Source organism: Pseudomonas sp. R3-41 (genome assembly GCF_054161485.1).
The window spans coordinates 242,193-261,937 of sequence record NZ_CP096421.1 but is presented as its reverse complement, the minus strand read 5'-3'; the positions used below and the strand labels follow the sequence as shown (position 1 = coordinate 261,937).

General features: G+C 62.3%; 18 protein-coding genes. 11 read left to right on the top strand and 7 right to left on the bottom strand.

Features of this window, described 5'->3' with window-relative positions:
• Window positions 1-4: 4 nt before the first annotated feature.
• From tssK to tagH, 3 genes are all read right to left on the bottom strand, one after another.
• Window positions 5-1,339 carry a type VI secretion system baseplate subunit TssK gene (tssK, locus tag M1D99_RS01105; RefSeq protein ID WP_116833753.1) on the bottom strand — a complete coding sequence of 445 codons (1,335 nt, stop codon included), beginning with the start codon at window positions 1,337-1,339 and terminating at the stop codon, window positions 5-7.
• 15 nt (window positions 1,340-1,354) lie between these two features.
• Entirely contained in the window at window positions 1,355-1,861 is a 507-nt protein-coding gene (gene tssJ, locus M1D99_RS01100) for a type VI secretion system lipoprotein TssJ (RefSeq protein WP_060740022.1), read from the bottom strand.
• Between the two features lie 68 nt (window positions 1,862-1,929).
• A complete protein-coding gene (gene tagH / locus M1D99_RS01095; RefSeq protein WP_458131296.1) occupies window positions 1,930-3,462 on the bottom strand; it encodes a type VI secretion system-associated FHA domain protein TagH in 1,533 nt (510 codons plus the stop codon).
• A 416-nt stretch (window positions 3,463-3,878) separates the two neighbouring features.
• On the opposite strand from tagH, the gene tssA reads away from it, so the two are divergent.
• The 11 genes from tssA (at window position 3,879) to M1D99_RS01040 (ending at window position 16,806) form a co-directional block, all read left to right on the top strand.
• On the top strand, window positions 3,879-4,916 hold the full coding sequence (tssA, locus tag M1D99_RS01090; RefSeq protein WP_458131295.1) for a type VI secretion system protein TssA: 1,038 nt from the start codon (window positions 3,879-3,881) through the stop codon (window positions 4,914-4,916).
• Between the two features lie 81 nt (window positions 4,917-4,997).
• Complete coding sequence (gene tssB / locus M1D99_RS01085) at window positions 4,998-5,504, top strand: type VI secretion system contractile sheath small subunit (RefSeq protein WP_003177230.1); 507 nt, start codon at window positions 4,998-5,000, stop codon at window positions 5,502-5,504.
• Between the two features lie 2 nt (window positions 5,505-5,506).
• On the top strand, window positions 5,507-7,003 hold the full coding sequence (gene tssC, locus M1D99_RS01080; protein ID WP_458131294.1) for a type VI secretion system contractile sheath large subunit: 1,497 nt from the start codon (window positions 5,507-5,509) through the stop codon (window positions 7,001-7,003).
• A 209-nt stretch (window positions 7,004-7,212) separates the two neighbouring features.
• Complete coding sequence (locus tag M1D99_RS01075) at window positions 7,213-7,701, top strand: Hcp family type VI secretion system effector (RefSeq protein ID WP_003177228.1); 489 nt, start codon at window positions 7,213-7,215, stop codon at window positions 7,699-7,701.
• Between the two features lie 81 nt (window positions 7,702-7,782).
• Window positions 7,783-8,235 (top strand): type VI secretion system amidase effector protein Tae4, encoded by a 453-nt coding sequence (locus M1D99_RS01070; RefSeq protein ID WP_039593611.1) that lies wholly within the window; start codon window positions 7,783-7,785, stop codon window positions 8,233-8,235.
• Window positions 8,235-8,660 (top strand): hypothetical protein, encoded by a 426-nt coding sequence (locus tag M1D99_RS01065; RefSeq protein WP_434573554.1) that lies wholly within the window; start codon window positions 8,235-8,237, stop codon window positions 8,658-8,660. The genes M1D99_RS01070 and M1D99_RS01065 overlap by 1 nt, the downstream gene beginning before the upstream one ends.
• Window positions 8,654-9,166, top strand: coding sequence for a type VI secretion system baseplate subunit TssE (gene tssE / locus M1D99_RS01060; RefSeq protein ID WP_039593609.1), 513 nt, complete (start codon window positions 8,654-8,656; stop codon window positions 9,164-9,166). Before M1D99_RS01065 ends, tssE begins: the two co-directional genes overlap by 7 nt.
• Window positions 9,163-11,022, top strand: a complete 1,860-nt coding sequence (gene tssF, locus M1D99_RS01055) for a type VI secretion system baseplate subunit TssF (protein WP_186710267.1) — start codon at window positions 9,163-9,165, stop codon at window positions 11,020-11,022. Before tssE ends, tssF begins: the two co-directional genes overlap by 4 nt.
• A complete protein-coding gene (gene tssG, locus M1D99_RS01050) occupies window positions 10,986-12,035 on the top strand; it encodes a type VI secretion system baseplate subunit TssG (RefSeq protein ID WP_186710273.1) in 1,050 nt (349 codons plus the stop codon). Before tssF ends, tssG begins: the two co-directional genes overlap by 37 nt.
• Window positions 12,028-14,706 carry a type VI secretion system ATPase TssH gene (gene tssH, locus M1D99_RS01045; protein WP_458131293.1) on the top strand — a complete coding sequence of 893 codons (2,679 nt, stop codon included), beginning with the start codon at window positions 12,028-12,030 and terminating at the stop codon, window positions 14,704-14,706. Before tssG ends, tssH begins: the two co-directional genes overlap by 8 nt.
• Window positions 14,707-14,865: 159 nt before the next feature.
• The gene (locus M1D99_RS01040) at window positions 14,866-16,806 is read left to right on the top strand and encodes a type VI secretion system Vgr family protein (RefSeq protein WP_458131292.1); all 1,941 of its coding nucleotides are present in this window, start codon (window positions 14,866-14,868) and stop codon (window positions 16,804-16,806) included.
• 167 nt (window positions 16,807-16,973) lie between these two features.
• Here M1D99_RS01040 and M1D99_RS01035 read toward each other — a convergent pair whose 3' ends face one another.
• From M1D99_RS01035 to M1D99_RS01020, 4 genes are all read right to left on the bottom strand, one after another.
• On the bottom strand, window positions 16,974-17,240 hold the full coding sequence (locus M1D99_RS01035) for a hypothetical protein (RefSeq protein ID WP_458131291.1): 267 nt from the start codon (window positions 17,238-17,240) through the stop codon (window positions 16,974-16,976).
• 66 nt (window positions 17,241-17,306) lie between these two features.
• Complete coding sequence (locus M1D99_RS01030; protein ID WP_018611734.1) at window positions 17,307-17,840, bottom strand: hypothetical protein; 534 nt, start codon at window positions 17,838-17,840, stop codon at window positions 17,307-17,309.
• Window positions 17,837-19,132 carry a PAAR domain-containing protein gene (locus tag M1D99_RS01025; protein ID WP_434573544.1) on the bottom strand — a complete coding sequence of 432 codons (1,296 nt, stop codon included), beginning with the start codon at window positions 19,130-19,132 and terminating at the stop codon, window positions 17,837-17,839. The genes M1D99_RS01030 and M1D99_RS01025 overlap by 4 nt, the downstream gene beginning before the upstream one ends.
• A gap of 35 nt (window positions 19,133-19,167) precedes the next feature.
• Entirely contained in the window at window positions 19,168-19,602 is a 435-nt protein-coding gene (locus tag M1D99_RS01020) for a DcrB-related protein (RefSeq protein ID WP_207966150.1), read from the bottom strand.
• Between the last annotated feature and the right edge of the window lie 143 nt (window positions 19,603-19,745).

Here is a 19,745-nt window from a genome sequence, read left to right as displayed (position 1 = left end):
CGAATTATCCTCGGATCGCCCAGAACGCCAGGTTCAGCCCTGGGAACTGGCCGGCGATGTGGAACGCAAAGCCGCCGGAGTTGCTCAACTGCTGCCAGTGATCGCTGCCCCGGTCGAGTTCGTAGTAGGTGGAACCGGCGTGGTACGGCAACTGCCGTGGCGCCACCGGCAACGGCAACAGGCCGATGCCCGGCAATTGCAGATTGACCAGGTCACGGATGTGCTCCACCGAGCCGACCTTGCTCTGCTGGCCGAAACGGCTGCGCAGGGTTTCGGCCGGCACGTCGGCGCGCACCACCAGGATGAAACTGGCGCTGTCGAGCAGGGTCTTGTCGGCCAGCATCGCCACGTGGATGCCGTAGGCTTTTTCGACAATCGGAATCGGCGTCGCCTTGCTGTCGATCAACATCGACAGGGCTTCGCGCAGCGCTTGCATCACTGGCGCGTAGCTGAGCGCCAAGTCATCGTGCTGGTAAGGCGGGTACTGTTGCGGTCGTCGCCCGGAGGCGGTGAACGTGGAGAACTCCCCGGCCAGGCTCACCAGTTCGCTGTAGAAGCGCTCGGGGTGCAGCGGGCTCAACTGGCTCAGGTGTTGGATCAGCGGCTGGGCGCGGTTGACCAGTTGCAACAGCATGAAGTCGGCAATTTCCGAGGCGCCACCGGCGCCGGACGCCACCACCCGCCCGGCCAGGGCTTCGCCGCGTTGGTGCAGCAGGCCCAGCAGTTCACTGCGGAACGCCGCCAGCGGCTTGGAGGCGATCACATCCAGCAGCGGCGGGATGTAGGCGTCGTCGAGCACCAACGCACGGTCGGCGCGTTTTTCCTTGATGCGCACCACCCCGATCGCGGCGTAGTCGCCGATGCCATCCTGTTCGGTCAGCAACCGCAGCGCCCGGGAGCCGAGGGCCACCGGCGCGCGGTTTTCGAACGGTGCGTTGTCGTCGCGCACTTCGCAGACCTGGCTCACATACCGCGCAGCGCCGAGGTCTTCGCCTTCATCCACGGTGTCGCGGGCACCGGCACGCTTGAGTGGCAAGGCCAGGTACACCAGGCCATCGCGCAGGTTGTCATCGACGTTCAGCGGGGTTGGCGCCAGGTCATCCTGGGGAATATTGAACGGCGTACCGTCCGGCAACAGGCCCCGCGCCGAAATGATCGCCAGCTTGCCCTGGGCCAGCAGGCCCTGGTCGATCAGCAATTCGGAAAAACCCCAGGCGCCGGCCGACAACGGGCGGCTGCGTGCGTCGATGAGGTTTTCCAGGTAACGGTCATGCTGTTGGAAGTGCTGCGTTCCAATGAACATGCCTTCCGACCAGACCACGCGATTGTTCCAGGACATGGGGGCTCCGATTGCTTATTGGGCAGGGCTGGATGGGGGAACGACGACGGCGCTGCGCACGGCGCGCACATCGAGGCTGATCTGGTATTCGGTGTATTCGCGCGCCGGGACATTCATCACCGTGCGCCACAGCGACTGGTCCAGCTCGCGATAGCCCACCAGTATTCCGATGTGCCGCGTTGCCGGGTCGAGGTCGCGTTGCAGGCTCAATTGCTGGCCGGGCTGGATCAGCACCTCGTCTTGGTCGATCAGGTCGGCGCCCAGCGTGGCCTGGGCCCGTTCGGCCAAGGCGAAATAATCGGAGCGGCCGAAGGTCGCGGCATTTTTCAGTTCGAAAATGCGCACCCGGACCGGGGCCGGCTGGCCGGTGGCGCCGGGGTTGAGACCGGCAATGGCATGGAAATGCAGCTCGATGGCGGCGGTGTCGGCCTCAGCTTCTTCGGGCTGGGGGTTGGCCGCATCCTTGGCGCACGCCGTCAGCAGAAGCGCGGTGGCGACTGCGAGTAAAAACCTGGGAATCATCCTGCGTCCTCAATGACGTTTGAGCTATCCGTTGTGGGCTTATCAGTATTGTTATAAGGCGACGCCGCTCAACGGCGTCGCTGTCGCGTGCTGTGTTCTTCGTAGGCGCGACTGAACTCGCGACCGAACAGGTCCTGGAAATCCTCCTGGGCTTCCCGGGAAATGTTGCTGTAGAGCTCGGTGAATTGCTGCCAGTACTGAGCCTGTCGCGAGCCGCTGAAAATACCCGACAGGCCGCCGGGCTTGGCCATGCGCTCTTCCAGTTGCGACGGCTCGAAGCGCCCCAGCAAATGCTTGATGGCCGCCTCAACACCGGCCATCACCGCCAACTGGTGGGCGCGCAAGTCATCGAAACTGTCGCGCACCGCCGCGTCCGGGGCCATGAACGCCTGGTTGCCGTGGCGCAACAGCAACAACAGGGCTTCATCGACATTGGGGGCGAACTTCAGCGGGTTGTTTTCCACCGGCTGGATCATCGTCTGCTGGATACGGAATTCACCCTTGAGGCTGCTGCGGGCGCGCAGCACATCGATCAGGCCTTCGACCATCAAGCGATAACTGCGCCCGATGTTTTCCATCTGCGCTTCGGCGTTGGCCTTGTCCAGGCGCAACTGGTCCAGCCCGGCACCGCGCAGGAAGGCTTGCAGCAAGTCGGGCTGGGCAGACTCGGCCGGAGCAGTCGGACTCACTGGAGCCACCGGGGTAACCGGGGTAACCGGAGCAACTGGCGCAACTGGCGCAACTGGCGGTGCGACCGGGGGCTCGACGCGGGTGACCGACGCTTCAGGCACGGGGGCCGGCGGCGGTGCAATGATGTCAGCAAAGATGTCGGCGAGCGGCGGCTGCGCAACAGGCGTCGCGACTGGCTCGACCACCGGCGGTAACGGCACCGGCGGCGGGGCCACGGGCAGCGGCGCAACCGCCACCGGCGCAGGCTTGTCGCTGAACGGGTCCCAGTCGTCCGGAATCACCGAGGCGGACGGCGCTATCACCGGCGGCGGGCTCGGCTGGGCAATCGGCGTCGGCGGGCGGAAATTGTGTTGCTCGGCCGGGACATGGTCAGGCTGGGTGGCCGGCGGGACGCTGCTCGGGGCCAAGAAATCGAACAGGTCCGGCAGGGTGTCCATGGCCGACACACCCTGGAAATGCGCAGGCACCTGAACCGGTGACGGTCCGGGAATCGGAGACGGCGCATACGCCGGCGCGCTCTGTTGCCCCATCAAGGCCTCGAAACTGCTGGGGGACTCGGCGAACGGGTTGCTGTCGGTGACCGGCAGGCTGAAATCCACGCGGGCCTGGATTTCATAATCACCGATGCGGATCACTTCGCCGTCTTGCAGGGGTTCGCTGTTGCCCTTGCGCAGGCGCACGCCGGCCTTGACCAATTCCACACCATTGGTGCTGTTATCGGTCAAGTAATAACGCCCGTCTTTGTATTGGATAACGCAATGTTTACCGGAAACCAGACGCTCGGGGTCCGGTAATACCCAGTCATTATCGGAATTGCGGCCAATTGCCATCACCCCCTGGTCCATGGACTTTTCAGAACACTGGCCTGGGGTAATTTTGTGATAACTAGTGATAGTCAAACACAGCGGCATCTTGCCTCCTTGCTGAATACTTCGCGCGCGGGCGGGAGTGAGGGTTTGAGGCCCTGACGACCCGCCGGCAACCTTGCCAACAACCGTCGGAACGGCTTTTTGCCAGCATGATTACTGATCATAACCGGCTTGCGTGACAAAAACCCCACGTCAGTTGCCGCTTCGACCGGTGGGTCGGGCAGGCTGTTAAGCGCATCACAACTGTTACATAGGGCATACACAGGCGAAATAGCTTACCTTGACAAGCGATAAGTACTACACCAAAAATGCACAACTTCTTGAATATACATGATGGCACTTTAAAATCATCAAAGATCTAAAGGGCCATTACCGTCAAGGAACATGTGGAGTTTCATCCGAAACTTGCGTGTGAACTGCCCGACTTCTTCAAGCGGGTGATAGGGAGATCGATCCAAGTGGATGTGCCTTTGCTGCTCGCCGCCGTTTCCGCGACTTCGCCGTGCGGTGAAGACCTGGAATATGACGCGGATTTCCTGCGCCTGGAACGCGACTCCCGGGGCCAACCCGAGCGCAGCATGGGCGATTCGATCCTGCCTGCCGAACCCCCTGAATGGCGCAGCATCCAGCAGCAGAGCCTGGACTTGCTTGCGCGCAGCAAAGACCTGCGCATCACCCATTACCTGATGCAAAGCTCCCTGGCCCTCGAAGGCCTGCCGGGCATGGCCCGTGTGCTGACGCTGATCAGCGAGCTGCTCAAGCAATACTGGGCCGAACTGCATCCGCGCCTGGACGCCGATGACGACAACGACCCCACCGTGCGCATCAATGCCCTCGCCGGCCTGACGTCCGATGTCACTATCCGCCTGCTGCGCGAGAGCATCCTGACCCGTTCGCGCACCTTCGGTGCCGTCAGCCTGCGCGCCGCCGCCAATGCCAGCGGCCTGCAAAGTTTCCCGGATGAAAACCTCGGCGCCGAACAGCTCGCCGGGGCCCTGCTCGACAGCGATCCCGAGCAGCTGGAGATCATCCGTGCCGCCCTGCTCGAAGCCCGTAGTGCCGCCGAAGCCATCGAGCAGCAAGTCAGCGACCAGGTCGGTTCCGCCCAAGGCGTGGACCTCGGCCCGTTGAAGCAGCCGCTGAAGATGGCCCTGCAGATTCTCGGTCAGTTCGCCCCGCAGAGCGGCGACAGCGCCCAGGCCGACCCGGTCAGCGATGACAGCGACGCAACAACAGAATATGCCAGCGCGCCAAGCGCACCGCGCAACACCAACACCAGCACCGTCAGCGGCGACATCAACAACCGCGACGATGTGCTGCGCAGCCTGGACCGGATTCTCGCTTACTACACCCGTCATGAGCCCTCCAGCCCGCTGCCGGTGCTGTTGAACCGGGCCAAGAATCTGGTGCACGCCGACTTCGCGGCCATCGTGCGCAACCTGATTCCCGACGGCATGAGCCAATTTGAAAACCTGCGCGGCCCAGACAGCGAATAAAAAGCGAGCGGATCACGCAGTCACGTCACCGGCACCCCCGATGACGCCAACACCGTCGCTCAAGCGACCAGGAGCAGCAACGTGGCGAAGCAAAGTTCTCAGAAATTCATCGCGCGCAACCGCGCGCCTCGAGTGCAGATCGAGTACGACGTCGAGCTCTACGGCGCCGAGAAAAAGGTCCAGTTGCCCTTCGTCATGGGCGTCATGGCCGACCTCGCCGGCAAGCCCGCCGAGCCTCTGGCACCGGTGGCCGACCGCAAGTTCCTCGAGATCGACGTCGACAACTTCGACTCGCGCCTCAAGGCCATGCAGCCGCGCGTGGCGTTCCATGTGCCTAACGAACTGACCGGCGAAGGCAACCTGAGCCTGGACCTGACGTTCGAAAGCATGGACGACTTCAGCCCGGCGGCCGTCGCCCGCAAGGTCGACTCGCTGAACAAGCTGCTCGAAGCGCGCACCCAATTGGCCAACCTGCTGACCTACATGGACGGCAAGACCGGTGCCGAAGAAATCATCATGAAGGCGATCAAGGACCCAGCGCTGTTGCAGGCCCTGGCGAGCGCGCCGAAGCCAGCACAGGACCAATGATCATGACTGACAATACCGCCCGCGAAGGCGCGCAGAACCTGGGCGCAACCCAAGAAACCAGCGAGTTTGCGTCCCTGCTGCTGCAAGAATTCAAGCCCAAGACCGAGCGTGCCCGCGAAGCCGTTGAAACGGCCGTGCGCACCCTGGCCGAGCAGGCCCTGGCGCAGACCGACCTGGTGTCCAACGACGCCATCAAGTCGATCGAATCGATCATCGCCGCCATCGACGCCAAGCTCACCGCCCAGGTCAACCAGGTCATCCATCACCCGGACTTCCAGCAACTGGAAAGCGCCTGGCGTGGCCTGCACTACCTGGTCAACAACACCGAGACCGATGAGCAGCTCAAGATCCGCGTGCTCAACATCTCCAAGACCGACCTGCACAAGACCCTGAAGAAATTCAAGGGCACCGCGTGGGACCAGAGCCCGCTTTTCAAGAAGATGTACGAAGAAGAATACGGCCAGTTCGGCGGCGAGCCTTACGGCTGCCTGGTGGGCGACTACTACTTCGACCAGTCGCCACCGGACGTGGAACTGCTGGGCGAACTGTCGAAAGTCTGCGCGGCCATGCACTCGCCGTTCATCGCCGCGGCTTCGCCGACCGTGATGGGCATGGGCTCGTGGCAGGAACTGTCGAACCCGCGCGACCTGACCAAGATCTTCACCACTCCGGAATACGCCGGCTGGCGCTCGCTGCGTGAATCGGAAGACTCGCGCTACATCGGCCTGACCATGCCGCGCTTCCTGGCGCGCCTGCCGTACGGCGCCAAGACCGACCCGGTGGAAGCCTTCGCCTTCGAAGAAAACACCGACGGCGCCGACAGCTCCAAGTACACCTGGGCCAACGCTGCCTACGCGATGGCGGTGAACATCAACCGTTCGTTCAAACACTTCGGCTGGTGCTCGCGCATCCGTGGCGTGGAGTCCGGCGGCGAAGTGGAAAACCTGCCAGCCCACACCTTCCCGACCGACGACGGTGGCGTGGACATGAAGTGCCCGACCGAGATCGCCATCTCGGACCGCCGTGAAGCGGAACTGGCGAAGAACGGTTTCATGCCGCTGCTGCACAAGAAAAACACCGACTTCGCGGCCTTCATCGGCGCCCAGTCGCTGCAGAAACCGGCCGAATACGACGACCCGGACGCCACCGCCAACGCCAACCTGGCCGCGCGCCTGCCGTACCTGTTCGCCACCTGCCGTTTCGCCCATTACCTCAAGTGCATCGTGCGCGACAAGATCGGTTCCTTCAAAGAGAAGGACGAGATGCAGCGCTGGTTGCAGGACTGGATCCTCAACTACGTCGACGGTGACCCGGCGCACTCCACCGAGACCACCAAGGCCCAGCATCCATTGGCTGCTGCTGAAGTGATCGTCGAAGAAGTCGAAGGCAACCCGGGGTACTACAACTCCAAGTTCTACCTGCGCCCGCACTACCAGCTCGAAGGGCTGACCGTGTCGCTGCGCCTGGTATCGAAACTGCCTTCGGCCAAGGGCGCGTAAACAGAGGTTTAGTTGGAAAGGGCTCGCTCCTGTGTGGGAGCGGGCTTGCTCGCGAAGGCGTCAGGTCAGTCGGCTGCGATGTTGGATGATCCACCGCATTCGCGAGCAAGCCCGCTCCCACAGGTTCGGTGTCTTGACTGACATTCAAAGTAATTTCGCAAGGTCAGCGTCAACCAAACAATGTGGTAAAGACCACACAGGGAGAAAACATGGCTGTTGATATTTTCATCAAGATTGGCGACATCAAGGGCGAGTCCATGGACAAGGCCCACAAGGACGAGATCGACGTCCTGAACTGGAGCTGGGGCATGTCCCAGTCCGGCAACATGCACGTCGGCAGCGGCGGTGGTGCGGGCAAGGTCAACGTCCAGGACCTGTCCCTGACCAAGTACGTCGACAAGGCGTCGCCGAACCTGATGATGCACTGCGCCAGCGGCAAGCACATCGACAAGGTCAAGCTGACCGTGCGCAAGGCCGGCGGTGAAAGCCAGGTCGAGTACATGATCATCAACCTGGAAGAAGTGCTGGTCACGTCCCTGAGCACTGGCGGCTCGGGCAGCGATGATCGCCTGACCGAAAACGTCACCCTGAACTTCGCCAAGGTGCTGGTGGACTACCAGCCACAGAAAGCCGACGGCACCAAGGAAGGCGGTCCGGTCAAGTTCGGCTGGAACATCCGTCAGAACATCAAGGTGTAATCGAACACGCCCCCGGTGCCACGCGCCGGGGGTGTTTGGTGCTTGCTCGAATCCAACCCTTTCCCACGTGGTATCTGAGTCATGGCCAAGCCTTCGTTTGTCAATTTGTGGAAAGCGTATTCCGATCTGCTGGTGGCCCACCCCGACGCAAAACCTTGTGAAGGCCCCTGGGCAAACCAATGCGCCATACGCATGAGCCTGACGCTCAATGCGGAGAAGACCATCAAGGTCAACAAATCCACCTACACCGAACCCAAGTGTGCGCATGAACACGCCAGGGGCGCCGAATCGCTGGCCAATTGGTTGTGGAAACATCATCTCGGACGGCCAACCATCCTGGGCAACAGTGCCGAGGAACGTCGCAAATTGATGGGAAAAACCGGACTGATTTTCTTCAAGGACTGCTTCCAGCAATCAGGGGAGTCCGCAGAAGGCCGTACCGGTGACCATATCGATTTATGGAACCGTGGCCTGACCCAAACCAACGATCTTTTCTACAGATCCAAAGCCGTCTGGTTCTGGGAGCTCGCGTAATGAAAAAGCCCCTGCTCGCCGCAGGCCTGGCCATGAGCCTGGTCAGCCTGAGCGCATGCGCCGAGCATGCCGATACGCTGACGACCAAGGCCGTTTTCGTGGGTCAGTCGCTCAGCCTGGTTGACGACCAAGGCCAATGCACATTGGTCAAGCCCGACCAGAGCCGCATGAAGCTGGACATGGAATGGCCGTGCGGCTTCAGTCTGGATAAACAGCAGAAGCTGCGCGTGGAAATGTTCAATGACATTCCGATATTGGCGGTCTGGCGCAGTGAACACATGCCGGCCCCCAGCCGCGATTGCCTGAGCAAAATGCAGGCTATTCGTCAGATGCCGGCAGGTTTCGAGGCGGGAACGGTCAGCGTCTATGCGGCTTGCGGCTCCGGCGGCGACCAAAAAATGTATGTAGCGCCTTTCACGTGGTAACCGAAATTGCCACCCGCGATCGCCTGCAACCGTCCCTGCTGGACCGGTTGACCGACGACGATCCGACCAACCCCAAGGAAAGCGCCGACAAGCGCGTGCTCTCCCTGACCCAATTGAAGGCCTCGGTGCTGCGTGACCTGGCGTGGCTGCTCAACACCACGTCATTGCTCGACGCCGATGCCACGCTGCATACCCCGGCAGGCACTTCGGTGGTGAATTTCGGGTTGCCGGCCCTGGCCGGCAACAGCGCGTCGAACGTCGATGTCTCGGCCCTGGAAACCTTGATCCACCAGGCCATTGCCACCTTCGAACCGCGGATCCTGCGCCACACCCTGCGAGTGCGGGCCCGGGCGACGGCCGAGATGAACCATAACGCGTTGAGTTTCGAGATCGAAGGCGACCTCTGGGCCCAGCCGGTGCCGCTGCGGCTGATGCTGCAGACCGACCTGGACCTGGAAACCGGCCATGTGCGCGTGGTCAACGCCGACCAGCGGAGACGCCCATGAACCCGCGCCTGCTGGAGCTGTACAACCAGGAACTGCACCATGTGCGCGAAAGCGCGGCGGAGTTCGCCAAGGAATATCCCAAGATCGCCAGTCGGCTGACCTTGGCCGGCATGGACTGCGCCGACCCGTATGTCGAGCGCCTGCTCGAAGGCTTCGCCTACCTGACGGCCCGGGTTCAGCTCAAGCTCGACGCCGAGTACCCGACCTTCACCCACAACCTGCTGGAAATCGCCTACCCGCATTACCTGGCGCCGACGCCGTCGATGACCGTGGTGCAAATGCAGGCCGACCCGGACGAAGGCTCGCTGAGCAGTGGTTTCCCGCTGCCTCGCGACACCGTCCTGCGCGCCGCCCTGGGTCGCGAAACCCAGACCTGCTGTGAGTACCGCACCGCCCACGCGGTGACGTTGTGGCCGTTGCAGGTCAGCCAGGCCGAGTATTTCGGCAATCCGTCCGCCGTGCTCGGGCGCCTGGCCGCCAGTGAACCGAAGGCCAAGGCCGGCCTGCGCCTGACCCTGCGCACCGGCGCCGAGCTGCCGTTCAACAGCCTGGCCCTGGACAACCTGCCGCTGTACTTGAGCGGTGCCGATGAGCAACCTTTCCGCCTCTATGAACAACTGCTGGGCAATGCCTGCGCGGTGTTCGCCCGCAAGCCCGGCGGCGACTGGGTGGAGCGGCTGCCCCAGGATGCGTTGCGCTCGCGCGGTTTCGACGACGCCGATGCCGCGTTGCCGGTGGTGTCGCGGGCCTTCCAGGGCTATCGCCTGTTGCAGGAATACTTTGCCCTGCCCCACCGTTTCCTGTTTGTCGACTTCACCCAGTTGAGTCGCGCGGTCAAGCGCTGCGATGGCCAGGAGCTGGAGCTGATCGTGCTGTTCGACCGTCACGATCCGAGCCTGGAAGGCAGCGTCGGCGCTTCGCAGTTCCTGCCGTTCTGCACCCCGGCCATCAACCTGTTTCCCAAGCGCCTGGATCGCATTCACTTGTCGGAACGGGTCAACGAACACCACGTGATCGCCGACCGCACCCGGCCGATGGATTTCGAAGTGCATTCCTTGAGTGGCCTCACTGGCCACGGCACCGGGCCGGAGCAACCGTTCCTGCCGTTCTACGCCGTGCGCGATCCGTCCCGTTATGGCCGCGACCAGGCCTACTACACCGTACGCCGCGAACCGCGCGTGCTGTCCAGCGACCAACGTCGCAACGGCCCGCGCTCGACCTACATCGGCAGCGAAACCTTCGTCAGCCTGGTGGACAGCCAGCAAGCGCCCTATCGCCACGACCTGCGCCAACTCGGCGTGACCGCGCTGTGCACCAACCGCGACCTGCCGCTGTTCATGAGCGTGGGCAACGGCAAGACCGATTTCACCCTGGCCGACAGTGCCCCGGTGGGCGCCGTGCGCTGCGTGGCCGGCCCCAGTCGACCCCGGGCCAGCCATGCCCACGACGCCAAGGCCTGGCGGCTGATCAGCCAGTTGTCGCTGAACTACTTGTCGTTGAGCGAACAAGGCCAAGGCGCCGCCGCCCTGCGCGAACTGCTGCGCCTGTACGGCGACAGCAACGACGCGGCCCTGCAATTGCAGATCGAAGGCCTGCGGGAAGTCAGCAGCAAGGCCTGCACCCGGCGCTTGCCGATGCCCGGCCCGATCGTGTTCGGTCGAGGCCTGGAGATCACCCTGGAATTTGATGAAAACGCGTTTCGCGGCACCGGGGTGTTCCTGCTCGGTGCGGTGTTCGAGCGCTTCCTGGCACGCTACGTGTCGATCAACAGTTTTACCGAGACGGTGATCCGTACCACCGAACGCGGCGAGATCATGCGATGGAAAGCCAAGCCCGGACGTCGTCCGACCCTGTGAGTACCCTGGAGGCGATGCACCAGGAACCCTGGGAATACGACTTCTTCCAGGCGTTGCGGCGCATCGAGTGCGAATCCCCCGAACTGCCGCGCCTGGGCCATTCCCTGCGCCTGGCCGATGACCCGTTGCGCCTCGGACAACAGGCCGACTGCACCTTCGCCCCGGCCACCCTCGCCTCGGTGCAACCGGGCGGCGACGGTACGCCGGCGCGCCTGGAGCAATTCTTCTTCGGCCTCGGCGGCCCCAACGGCCCGATGCCGTTGCACATCACCGAATACGTGCGCGAGCGCCAGCGCAACAATGGCGACAGCACCAGCAAGCGCTTTCTCGATGTGTTCCACCATCGCCTGCTCAGCCTGTTCTACCGGGCCTGGGCCGAAGCGCGGCCGACGGTCAGCCATGACCGCCCCAACGATGACTATTGGTCGGCGCGCCTGGCGGCACTCAGCGGCCGGGGCATGCCAAGCCTGCTCAACCAAGGGCTGATCCCCGACACGGCGAAGCTGCACTACAGCGGCCACCTGTCGGCGCAGACCCGCTACCCGGACGGTTTGAAAGCGATCCTCAGCGAGTACTTCGGCCTGCCGGTGGAGATCGAAGAATACGTCGGCCAATGGCTGGAACTGCCGGAACGCAGCCGCGTCGGTGTCAACGCGCAATTGGGCGTGGACTTCTGCCTGGGCCGTTTCGTGTGGGACCGCCAGCACAAATTCCGCATTCGCCTGGGGCCACTCAAGCTCGTTGACTACATGGGCATGCTGCCCGGCAGCCAACCGTTCAACGAGCTGGTGGCCTGGGTTGCCGAATACCTGGGCCACGAGTTGGACTGGGACCTGAACCTGGTCCTGGAACAGCCCGAAGTGCCCGCACTACAACTCAATGGCCGTTTCCGCCTGGGCTTCAACACCTGGCTGGGACGTCCTGAAAAAGATGCCAACGATTTAATACTGGCCCGGCATTACGCCGAACAGGCCAACACCTCACAGACCTCAAGGAGCCATGAGCATGGGTGAAATCAGTCGCGCCGCGTTGTTCGGCAAACTCAACAGCGTGGCCTACAAAGCCATCGAAGCCGCCACCGTGTTCTGCAAGTTGCGCGGTAACCCTTATGTGGAACTGGCCCACTGGTTTCACCAGTTGCTGCAACTGCAGGACTCGGACCTGCACCGCATCATCCGCCAGTTCAACATCGAGCCGGCGCGCCTGGCCCGCGACCTCACCGAGGCACTGGATCGTTTGCCACGGGGGTCGACGTCGATCACCGACCTGTCCTCCCACGTGGAAGAAGCCGTGGAACGTGGCTGGGTCTATGGCAGCCTGATGTTCGGCGAAAGCCAGGTGCGCACCGGTTACCTGGTGCTGGGCATCCTCAAGACGCCGAGCCTGCGCCACGCGCTGCTGGGCCTGTCGTCGGAGTTCGACAAGGTCAAGGTCGAAGCCTTGAGCGAGCGCTTTGACGAATACGTCGGCGACTCGCCGGAAAACGCCCTGACCGCCAGCGACGGTTTCAATGCCGGCGCCGTGCCGGGTGAAGCCAGCGGCGCCATGGCCCCGGCCGCCATGGGCAAGCAGGAAGCCCTCAAGCGCTTCACCGTCGACCTCACCGAGCAGGCCCGCAGCGGCAAGCTCGACCCGATCGTCGGCCGTGACGAAGAGATCCGCCAACTGGTGGACATCCTCATGCGCCGCCGGCAGAACAACCCGATCCTCACCGGCGAAGCCGGCGTGGGCAAGACCGCCGTGGTCGAAGGCTTCGCCCTGCGCATCGTCGCCGGCGACGTGCCACCGGCCCTCAAGGACGTGGAATTGCGCAGCCTCGACGTGGGCCTGCTGCAGGCCGGCGCCAGCATGAAAGGCGAATTCGAACAGCGCCTGCGCCAGGTCATCGAAGACGTCCAGGCCTCGCCCAAGCCGATCATCCTGTTCATCGACGAAGCCCACACCCTGGTGGGTGCCGGTGGCGCCGCCGGCACGGGCGACGCGGCCAACCTGCTCAAACCGGCGTTGGCCCGCGGCACCTTGCGCACCGTGGCCGCCACAACCTGGGCCGAGTACAAGAAGCACATCGAAAAAGACCCGGCCCTGACCCGCCGTTTCCAAGTGGTGCAAGTGGCCGAGCCATCGGAAGACAAGGCCCTGCTGATGATGCGCGGCGTGGCCTCGACCATGGAAAAACACCACCAGGTGCAGATCCTCGACGAAGCCCTGGAAGCCTCGGTCAAGCTGTCCCACCGCTACATTCCCGCGCGCCAGTTGCCGGACAAATCCGTGAGCCTGCTGGATACCGCCTGCGCCCGCGTCGCCATCAGCCTGCACGCCGTGCCGGCCGAAGTGGACGACAGCCGGCGGCGCATCGAAGCGCTGGAAACCGAGCTGCAAATCATCGCCCGTGAGCACGCGATTGGCGTGGTCATCGGCACTCGCCAGACCCACAGCGAAAGCCTGCTGAGCGCCGAGCGCGAGCGCCTGGCCGAGCTGGAAAGCCGCTGGGCCGAAGAGAAAACCCTGGTGGACGAACTGCTGGAAACTCGCGCTACCCTGCGCGAACGCGTCGGCGTGGTGGACAGCGAAGACGGCAGCGAAACCAGCCATGCCCTGCGCGAAAAACTGGTGGACCTGCAACAGCGCCTGACCGCCCTGCAAGGCGAAACCCCGCTGATCCTGCCGACCGTGGATTACCAGGCCGTGGCCTCGGTGGTCGCCGACTGGACCGGTATCCCGGTGGGCCGCATGGCCCGCAACGAACTGGAAACCGTGCTCAACCTCGACCAGCACCTGAAAAAACGCATCATCGGCCAGGACCATGCCTTGCAGATGATCGCCAAGCGCATCCAGACCTCCCGCGCCGGCCTCGACAACCCGAGCAAGCCGATTGGCGTGTTCATGCTTGCCGGCACCTCCGGCGTGGGCAAGACCGAAACCGCCCTGGCCCTGGCCGAAGCCATGTACGGCGGCGAGCAGAACGTCATCACCATCAACATGAGCGAGTTCCAGGAAGCCCACACCGTGTCCACCCTCAAGGGCGCGCCACCGGGCTACATCGGCTATGGCGAAGGCGGCGTGCTGACCGAAGCCGTGCGGCGCAAACCGTACAGCGTGGTGCTGCTGGACGAGGTGGAAAAAGCCCACCCGGACGTGCATGAGATATTCTTCCAGGTGTTCGACAAAGGGGTGATGGAGGACGGCGAAGGCCGGGTGATCGACTTCAAGAACACCTTGATCCTGCTGACCACCAACGCCGGCACCGAGCTGATCGCCCAGGTCTGCAAGGACCCACAGAACGTGCCCGAGCCGGAAGAAATCGCCAAGGCCCTGCGCCAGCCACTGCTGGAGATTTTCCCGCCGGCCTTGCTCGGCCGCCTGGTGACGATCCCGTACTACCCGCTCAGCGATGAGATGCTCAAGGCCATCACCCGCCTGCAACTCAACCGCATCAAGAAGCGCGTAGAGAGCACCCACAAAGTCGCCTTCGACTACGACGACGCGGTGATCGATCTGATCGTCTCGCGCTGCACCGAAACCGAAAGCGGCGGGCGCATGATCGACACCATCCTGACCAATAGCCTGCTGCCGGACATGAGCCGCGAGTTCCTGACCCGCATGCTCGAAGGCAAGGCCCTGGCCGGGGTGCGGATCAGCGCCGTGGACAACGAACTGAAGTACGATTTCAGCGACGCGGCTTGACTGTTAGGAACACCTCTATCCCCTGTGGGAGCGGGCTTGCTCGCGAATGCAATCTGTCAGCGACATTGATGTTGGCTGACACACCGCCTTCGCGAGCAAGCCCGCTCCCACATTGGGGGATTGCGCTCCTTTAGCTATTCAACCTGCACGAGACCCTCGATGTTATTCAACCAAGCCACCCGCCTGGCCAAGATCACCAGCCCCCTCGGACCCGAGGTTCTGCTGCTCAAGGACATGGGCGGCGGTGAAGAGCTGGGGCGGCTGTTCAACTACGAGTTGCAGTTGCATTCGCTGGACAACGCCATCGATCTCAATCAACTACTCGGCAAGCCCATGTGCGTGAGCCTGCAGCTCGACGGTGGTGGCGAGCGCTACTTCCATGGCATCGTCGCCCGTTGCAGCCAGAACGTCGACCACGGCCAGTTCGCCAGCTACCAGGCCACCTTGCGCCCGTGGCTGTGGCTGCTGACCCGCACTTCCGATTGCCGGATCTTCCAGAACCTCACCATCCCGCAGATCATCAAGCAGGTGTTCCGCGACCTGGGCTTTTCCGATTTCGAAGACGCCCTGAGCCGGCCTTATCGCGAGTGGGAATACTGCGTGCAGTACCGCGAGACCAGTTTTGATTTCGTCAGCCGCTTGATGGAACAGGAAGGCATTTACTACTTCTTCCGCCATGAGCAGGGCCGTCATGTACTGGTGATGGCCGACGCTTATGGCGCCCACGCACCTGCACCCGGCTACGCATCGGTGCCCTACTATCCGAAGAATGAGCAGCAGCGCGAGCGCGATCATATTCATGATTGGCACCTGGCCCAGGAAGTCCAACCGGGTTCGTTGGAGCTCAACGACTACGACTTCCAGCGCCCGAGTGCACACATTGATGTGCGTGCGGCCATGCCCCGTCCGCACACCGCTGGCGACTATCCGCTCTACGACTACCCCGGCACCTACGTGCAAAGCGCCGACGGCGAACACTACGCCCGCACGCGCATCGAGGCCTTGCAGACCTTGCATGAGCAGGTCGAGTTGTCGGGCAACGCCCGGGGCCTGGGTTCCGGGCATTTGTTCAGCCTCACCGGCTTCAGCCGCCAGGACCAGAACCGCGAATACCTGATCGTCGGCGCTCGCTATTACCTCTCCCAGGAAAGTGGCGAGACCGGGGGCGGCGCGCCTTCAGCACAATTCGAAAGCAGCCTGACCTGCATCAATGCCCAGCAAAGCTATCGCCCCTTGGCGATTACCCATCGTCCCATCGTCAAAGGCCCGCAGACCGCGCTGGTGGTCGGGCCCAAGGGCGAGGAAATCTGGACCGATCAGTTCGGCCGAGTGAAGGTGCATTTCTACTGGGACCGTCACGACCAGTCCAACGAGAACAGCTCGTGCTGGATTCGGGTGTCGCAGGCATGGGCCGGCAAGAATTGGGGCTCGGTGCAGATACCGCGCATTGGTCAGGAGGTCATCGTCAGCTTCCTTGAAGGCGACCCCGACCGGCCTATCGTCACCGGTCGCGTGTACAACGCCGAACAGACTGTGCCCTATGCGTTGCCCGCCAATGCCACCCAGAGCGGCACCAAAAGCCGTTCGAGCAAGGGCGGCACGCCAGCGAATTTCAACGAAATCCGCATGGAAGACAAGAAAGGCGCCGAGCAGTTGTACATCCATGCCGAGCGCAACCAGGACATCGTGGTCGAGGTAGACGAGAGCCATTCGGTAGGCCACGACCGCAATAAAAGCATCGGCCACAACGAAACCGTACGCATTGGCCAAGACAGACTGCGGGCCGTGCAGCGCAACGATGCCTTGCTCGTCGGCGGCACCAAGAGCGACAGCATCAGCACCCAATACCTCGTGGAAGCGGGCTCGCAGATTCGACTGGTGTGTGGCAAAAGCGTGCTGGAGTTCAATGCCAGTGGCGAGATCAACATCTCGGGCACTGCGTTCAATATCTACGCCAGCGGCAATGGCAACATCGACACCGGCGGCCGTTTGGACTTGAACTCCGGAGGCGCCAGCGAAGTGGATGCCAAGGGCAAGGGCATCAAGGGTGTTATCGATGCGGCAGTAAAAGCGTTGTTCCCAACAAGGGCCAAACACTGATGTTCACCACCGGAGCAACCCCTGGCTGCAACGCTGCTCACTTAAGTAAACGATGATCCCGTGGCGAGGGAGCTTGCTCCCGCTGGGCTGCGAAGCAGCCCCCCTTTGTGAGTGCTTCGCACTCAAGCGGGAGCAAGCTCCCTCGCCACAGAGTCTATCTTCAAATTTCACTCGTTCGTAAGCCGATACTGACCGGGCTGCGTCCACGCGACTCGCAAGTACTTGCCGCTCAGCAGTTGCTCGTCACGAAGATATTTGAACACTTCGGAGGGGCACCATTCCTTGCCCGCCGAAAAGGCCACGCCCAATGAACGGAGCTCATCGAAGACCTTAGCCTTCTGCTTGTCGTCCGCGACGTGCAAAAGGTAGGTAGCTTGTTCTGTCGCATTCGAAAACCCGAGGGCACTCAGGGGAGAGTCCAGCGTGTTATCCATGATTCGAACTCGAATCGAGGCACCGTCGGCTCTTTCCACGTAGGCCTTCAGCACATCATTCATCACTCAGAGATTGGCCGGCACGAAGTCAGGGCCGCCCAGCTTATCCCGGACAACCAGGGCGGTGCGCATCAGTGGCCCCCACAAGCCGTTCTGGCTGTTCCAGGTGCCGCCCGCCCACCGCGTGTCCTGAACAAGCTCAGCCTTGTTGAGCTCAAGCTGCCGCTGGAGGGCCAGCGCCACGGCCCCCATATCGACCTCGAACAGGTCGGCATAAAGCCCCTCGGGCTGCGCCTGCTTCTTGCTCAGGCAAAACCGGTAGTACCAGACCCACACCGCAGCGACATAAATCGCCCGATTACGATCCGGGTAAGTCGCGAGAATCTTGAGCAAAGCCGCCACGAAACGCCCAGGAAACTGAGGGTCACGCGTCTGTTGCCAGTAACGCAGCACCAGCAAATCGAAGGCCGCGACGATGTTCTGCGGTTCTTCGTTATCGTTCTGGGCTTCTTGGAAGTAGAACGGCTCGCCGACAAGGAATTTATCCAGCTCATCATTGGCCAGGGCCAACAGCAATACGTTATCTAGGGTGGCACTCATTGGATTCTCACTACATCCGGGTTCGCGAGCAGGAAATTGATGTCGTTATTGTGTGGGATGGCCACCTTATCCAATACCGCTTCACGCATACCGCCGGGATGGGTCAGGCCGCCAGGGCGCCATAACGGGTTCGCTCCGCGCTCGTTACCGGAGGGCATGACAACCTTGGGATTTTCCAGGTTCATCATGTAAATCTCCTTGCCGGTGAAGCTGCCCGGTTCATAACCCAAAGCGGTCTCCAGAATGGAAAGATCACCGGTTTTCTTAAACTCGGCGACCACACCGTGCAGGTCTGACTTGGCCATGACGTACTTAGTGTCGCTAAAGGTTCCATACATGGGGTTGGCAATGTCATCGGGGGTAAACAGAAACGCACCGCCTTCATCCTGAAAGACTTTGAGATGCTTGTCGATATAGGAGGCCTCAAGGTAATCGGCAGGATTGGGCCGGCTCAACTTGGGTATCGCAGCGATATCCTCTGACGTGTAGCCCGGTTTGAAGCTCACCGAGCGCGGTTTGGGCGCCGTACCGATTTTTGCCATTTTCGGGCCCAGGCCCAAAAGCGCCATTCCCGCGACGCCCTGCAGCAGGTCCCGGTAACCCGGCCCCAAGCGATCCCCCAAATCCCCTAGCAACGCCATGCCAGCCATCATCGTGCCGCCGATCACCACAAAACCGACTAAAGCGGCAACGCCGGCCATGGCCGCGAGAATCGCCGCGCCCCCCATGGCCAGCATCCCCAACGCTTCCAACCCCGTGTGCATCCACCCTTCAAGATCCAGGACAAACGCCACCGACACCGTCGGCCCACCGATGAAGGTATTCGGGCTGCCGGTCTTGATGTGAGCGCCACAGACCATTTTGCTGTGCAGGCGCGCCGCCGGCTTGCCGTTGATGAACACCGTGGCGCTGCCTTCGGCGATCAACACCGGGAAGGGCCAGATCGGGTGGTTCATCGGCAGCCCGGTGCAGGACGACGAAACGTCTTCGCCCGCCCGCATGGCATTGCGGTCGTTGATGTAGACGTTGAAGCTGCCCATGATCAACGCCCCCGTGGTGGGCTCGGGCAGGTTGAAGATGGTGGAAAGGCCTTTGACGATCTGGAACATCGACAAGCCGCCGGCGGCAATCGAGCCGGCCATGATCGCCAGGGCCACTCCACCCGTGGCCACCGTCGCGGCAACGACCGCGGCGCCGATCAAGGCGCCGGCCACGGCTCCGGCGACCATCGCGGCCAACCCGAACCCGTGGGCTATTTCATCACCCAGACGTGCTGCAGCCTGTGCATCCATGATGTGTATGAGTACTCAGTGGGACGTGTCGATGCTCAGGCAATCGGAGGCTGTGGCTTGAACGAATGCATCGCCAGCTTCCAGGCCGGCTCGTGATAAGGGAAATCGCTCGGTGTAGTGGTCAGGGTGGTGATCAGCACCGCCGGCTTACGCTCGATGAACACCTGGCGCAACATCAGTTCACGCCCCTCCCGTTGCCAGGTGTAATCCAGCAACGTGGTGGTGAGCCCCTGCAGCACCGTGTCCCAGCGCTGGACCAGCTTGAAGCCCGGCAGTTGCTGCTCCGCGCTTTTGAGCTGGCGGTCCACGTACTCGGCAAAGGGCGCGTCGCCCTGGGTGGCATCGCGGCTGATCACGAAACTGGCTTCTTTAGCGGGACCGACGGCCGGCAGCTTGAAAATATTGATGCTCTGGTCCTGCCAGGCATCGGGGATTTCGAGATCGGCTTCTTGAATGCGGTAAGAGGTCACAGTAATCGCTTTCCATGGGACGTGAGGTGACGCGCGAAGGAGCAGATATTCAAGTAATGCCTGGGAACAATCAAGAACCGGGTTCCTCTGCCCCGCGTAACAAACTACATTATGCGATCAGCGTCACTACTCCGGCGATCAAG

What these genes read in the sequence shown, in the direction of transcription:
- tssH (WP_458131293.1), top strand. Translation starts at nt 12,028, where the DNA reads ATGGGTGAAATCAGTCGCGCCGCGTTGTTCGGCAAACTCAACAGCGTG.
- tssJ (WP_060740022.1), bottom strand. Translation starts at nt 1,861, where the DNA reads ATGATTCCCAGGTTTTTACTCGCAGTCGCCACCGCGCTTCTGCTGACG.
- M1D99_RS01075 (WP_003177228.1), top strand. Translation starts at nt 7,213, where the DNA reads ATGGCTGTTGATATTTTCATCAAGATTGGCGACATCAAGGGCGAGTCC.
- M1D99_RS01030 (WP_018611734.1), bottom strand. Translation starts at nt 17,840, where the DNA reads ATGAGTGCCACCCTAGATAACGTATTGCTGTTGGCCCTGGCCAATGAT.
- tagH (WP_458131296.1), bottom strand. Translation starts at nt 3,462, where the DNA reads ATGCCGCTGTGTTTGACTATCACTAGTTATCACAAAATTACCCCAGGC.
- M1D99_RS01070 (WP_039593611.1), top strand. Translation starts at nt 7,783, where the DNA reads ATGGCCAAGCCTTCGTTTGTCAATTTGTGGAAAGCGTATTCCGATCTG.
- M1D99_RS01065 (WP_434573554.1), top strand. Translation starts at nt 8,235, where the DNA reads ATGAAAAAGCCCCTGCTCGCCGCAGGCCTGGCCATGAGCCTGGTCAGC.
- M1D99_RS01035 (WP_458131291.1), bottom strand. Translation starts at nt 17,240, where the DNA reads ATGGATAACACGCTGGACTCTCCCCTGAGTGCCCTCGGGTTTTCGAAT.
- tssC (WP_458131294.1), top strand. Translation starts at nt 5,507, where the DNA reads ATGACTGACAATACCGCCCGCGAAGGCGCGCAGAACCTGGGCGCAACC.
- M1D99_RS01025 (WP_434573544.1), bottom strand. Translation starts at nt 19,132, where the DNA reads ATGGATGCACAGGCTGCAGCACGTCTGGGTGATGAAATAGCCCACGGG.
- tssK (WP_116833753.1), bottom strand. Translation starts at nt 1,339, where the DNA reads ATGTCCTGGAACAATCGCGTGGTCTGGTCGGAAGGCATGTTCATTGGA.
- tssG (WP_186710273.1), top strand. Translation starts at nt 10,986, where the DNA reads ATGGAAAGCCAAGCCCGGACGTCGTCCGACCCTGTGAGTACCCTGGAG.
- M1D99_RS01040 (WP_458131292.1), top strand. Translation starts at nt 14,866, where the DNA reads ATGTTATTCAACCAAGCCACCCGCCTGGCCAAGATCACCAGCCCCCTC.
- tssF (WP_186710267.1), top strand. Translation starts at nt 9,163, where the DNA reads ATGAACCCGCGCCTGCTGGAGCTGTACAACCAGGAACTGCACCATGTG.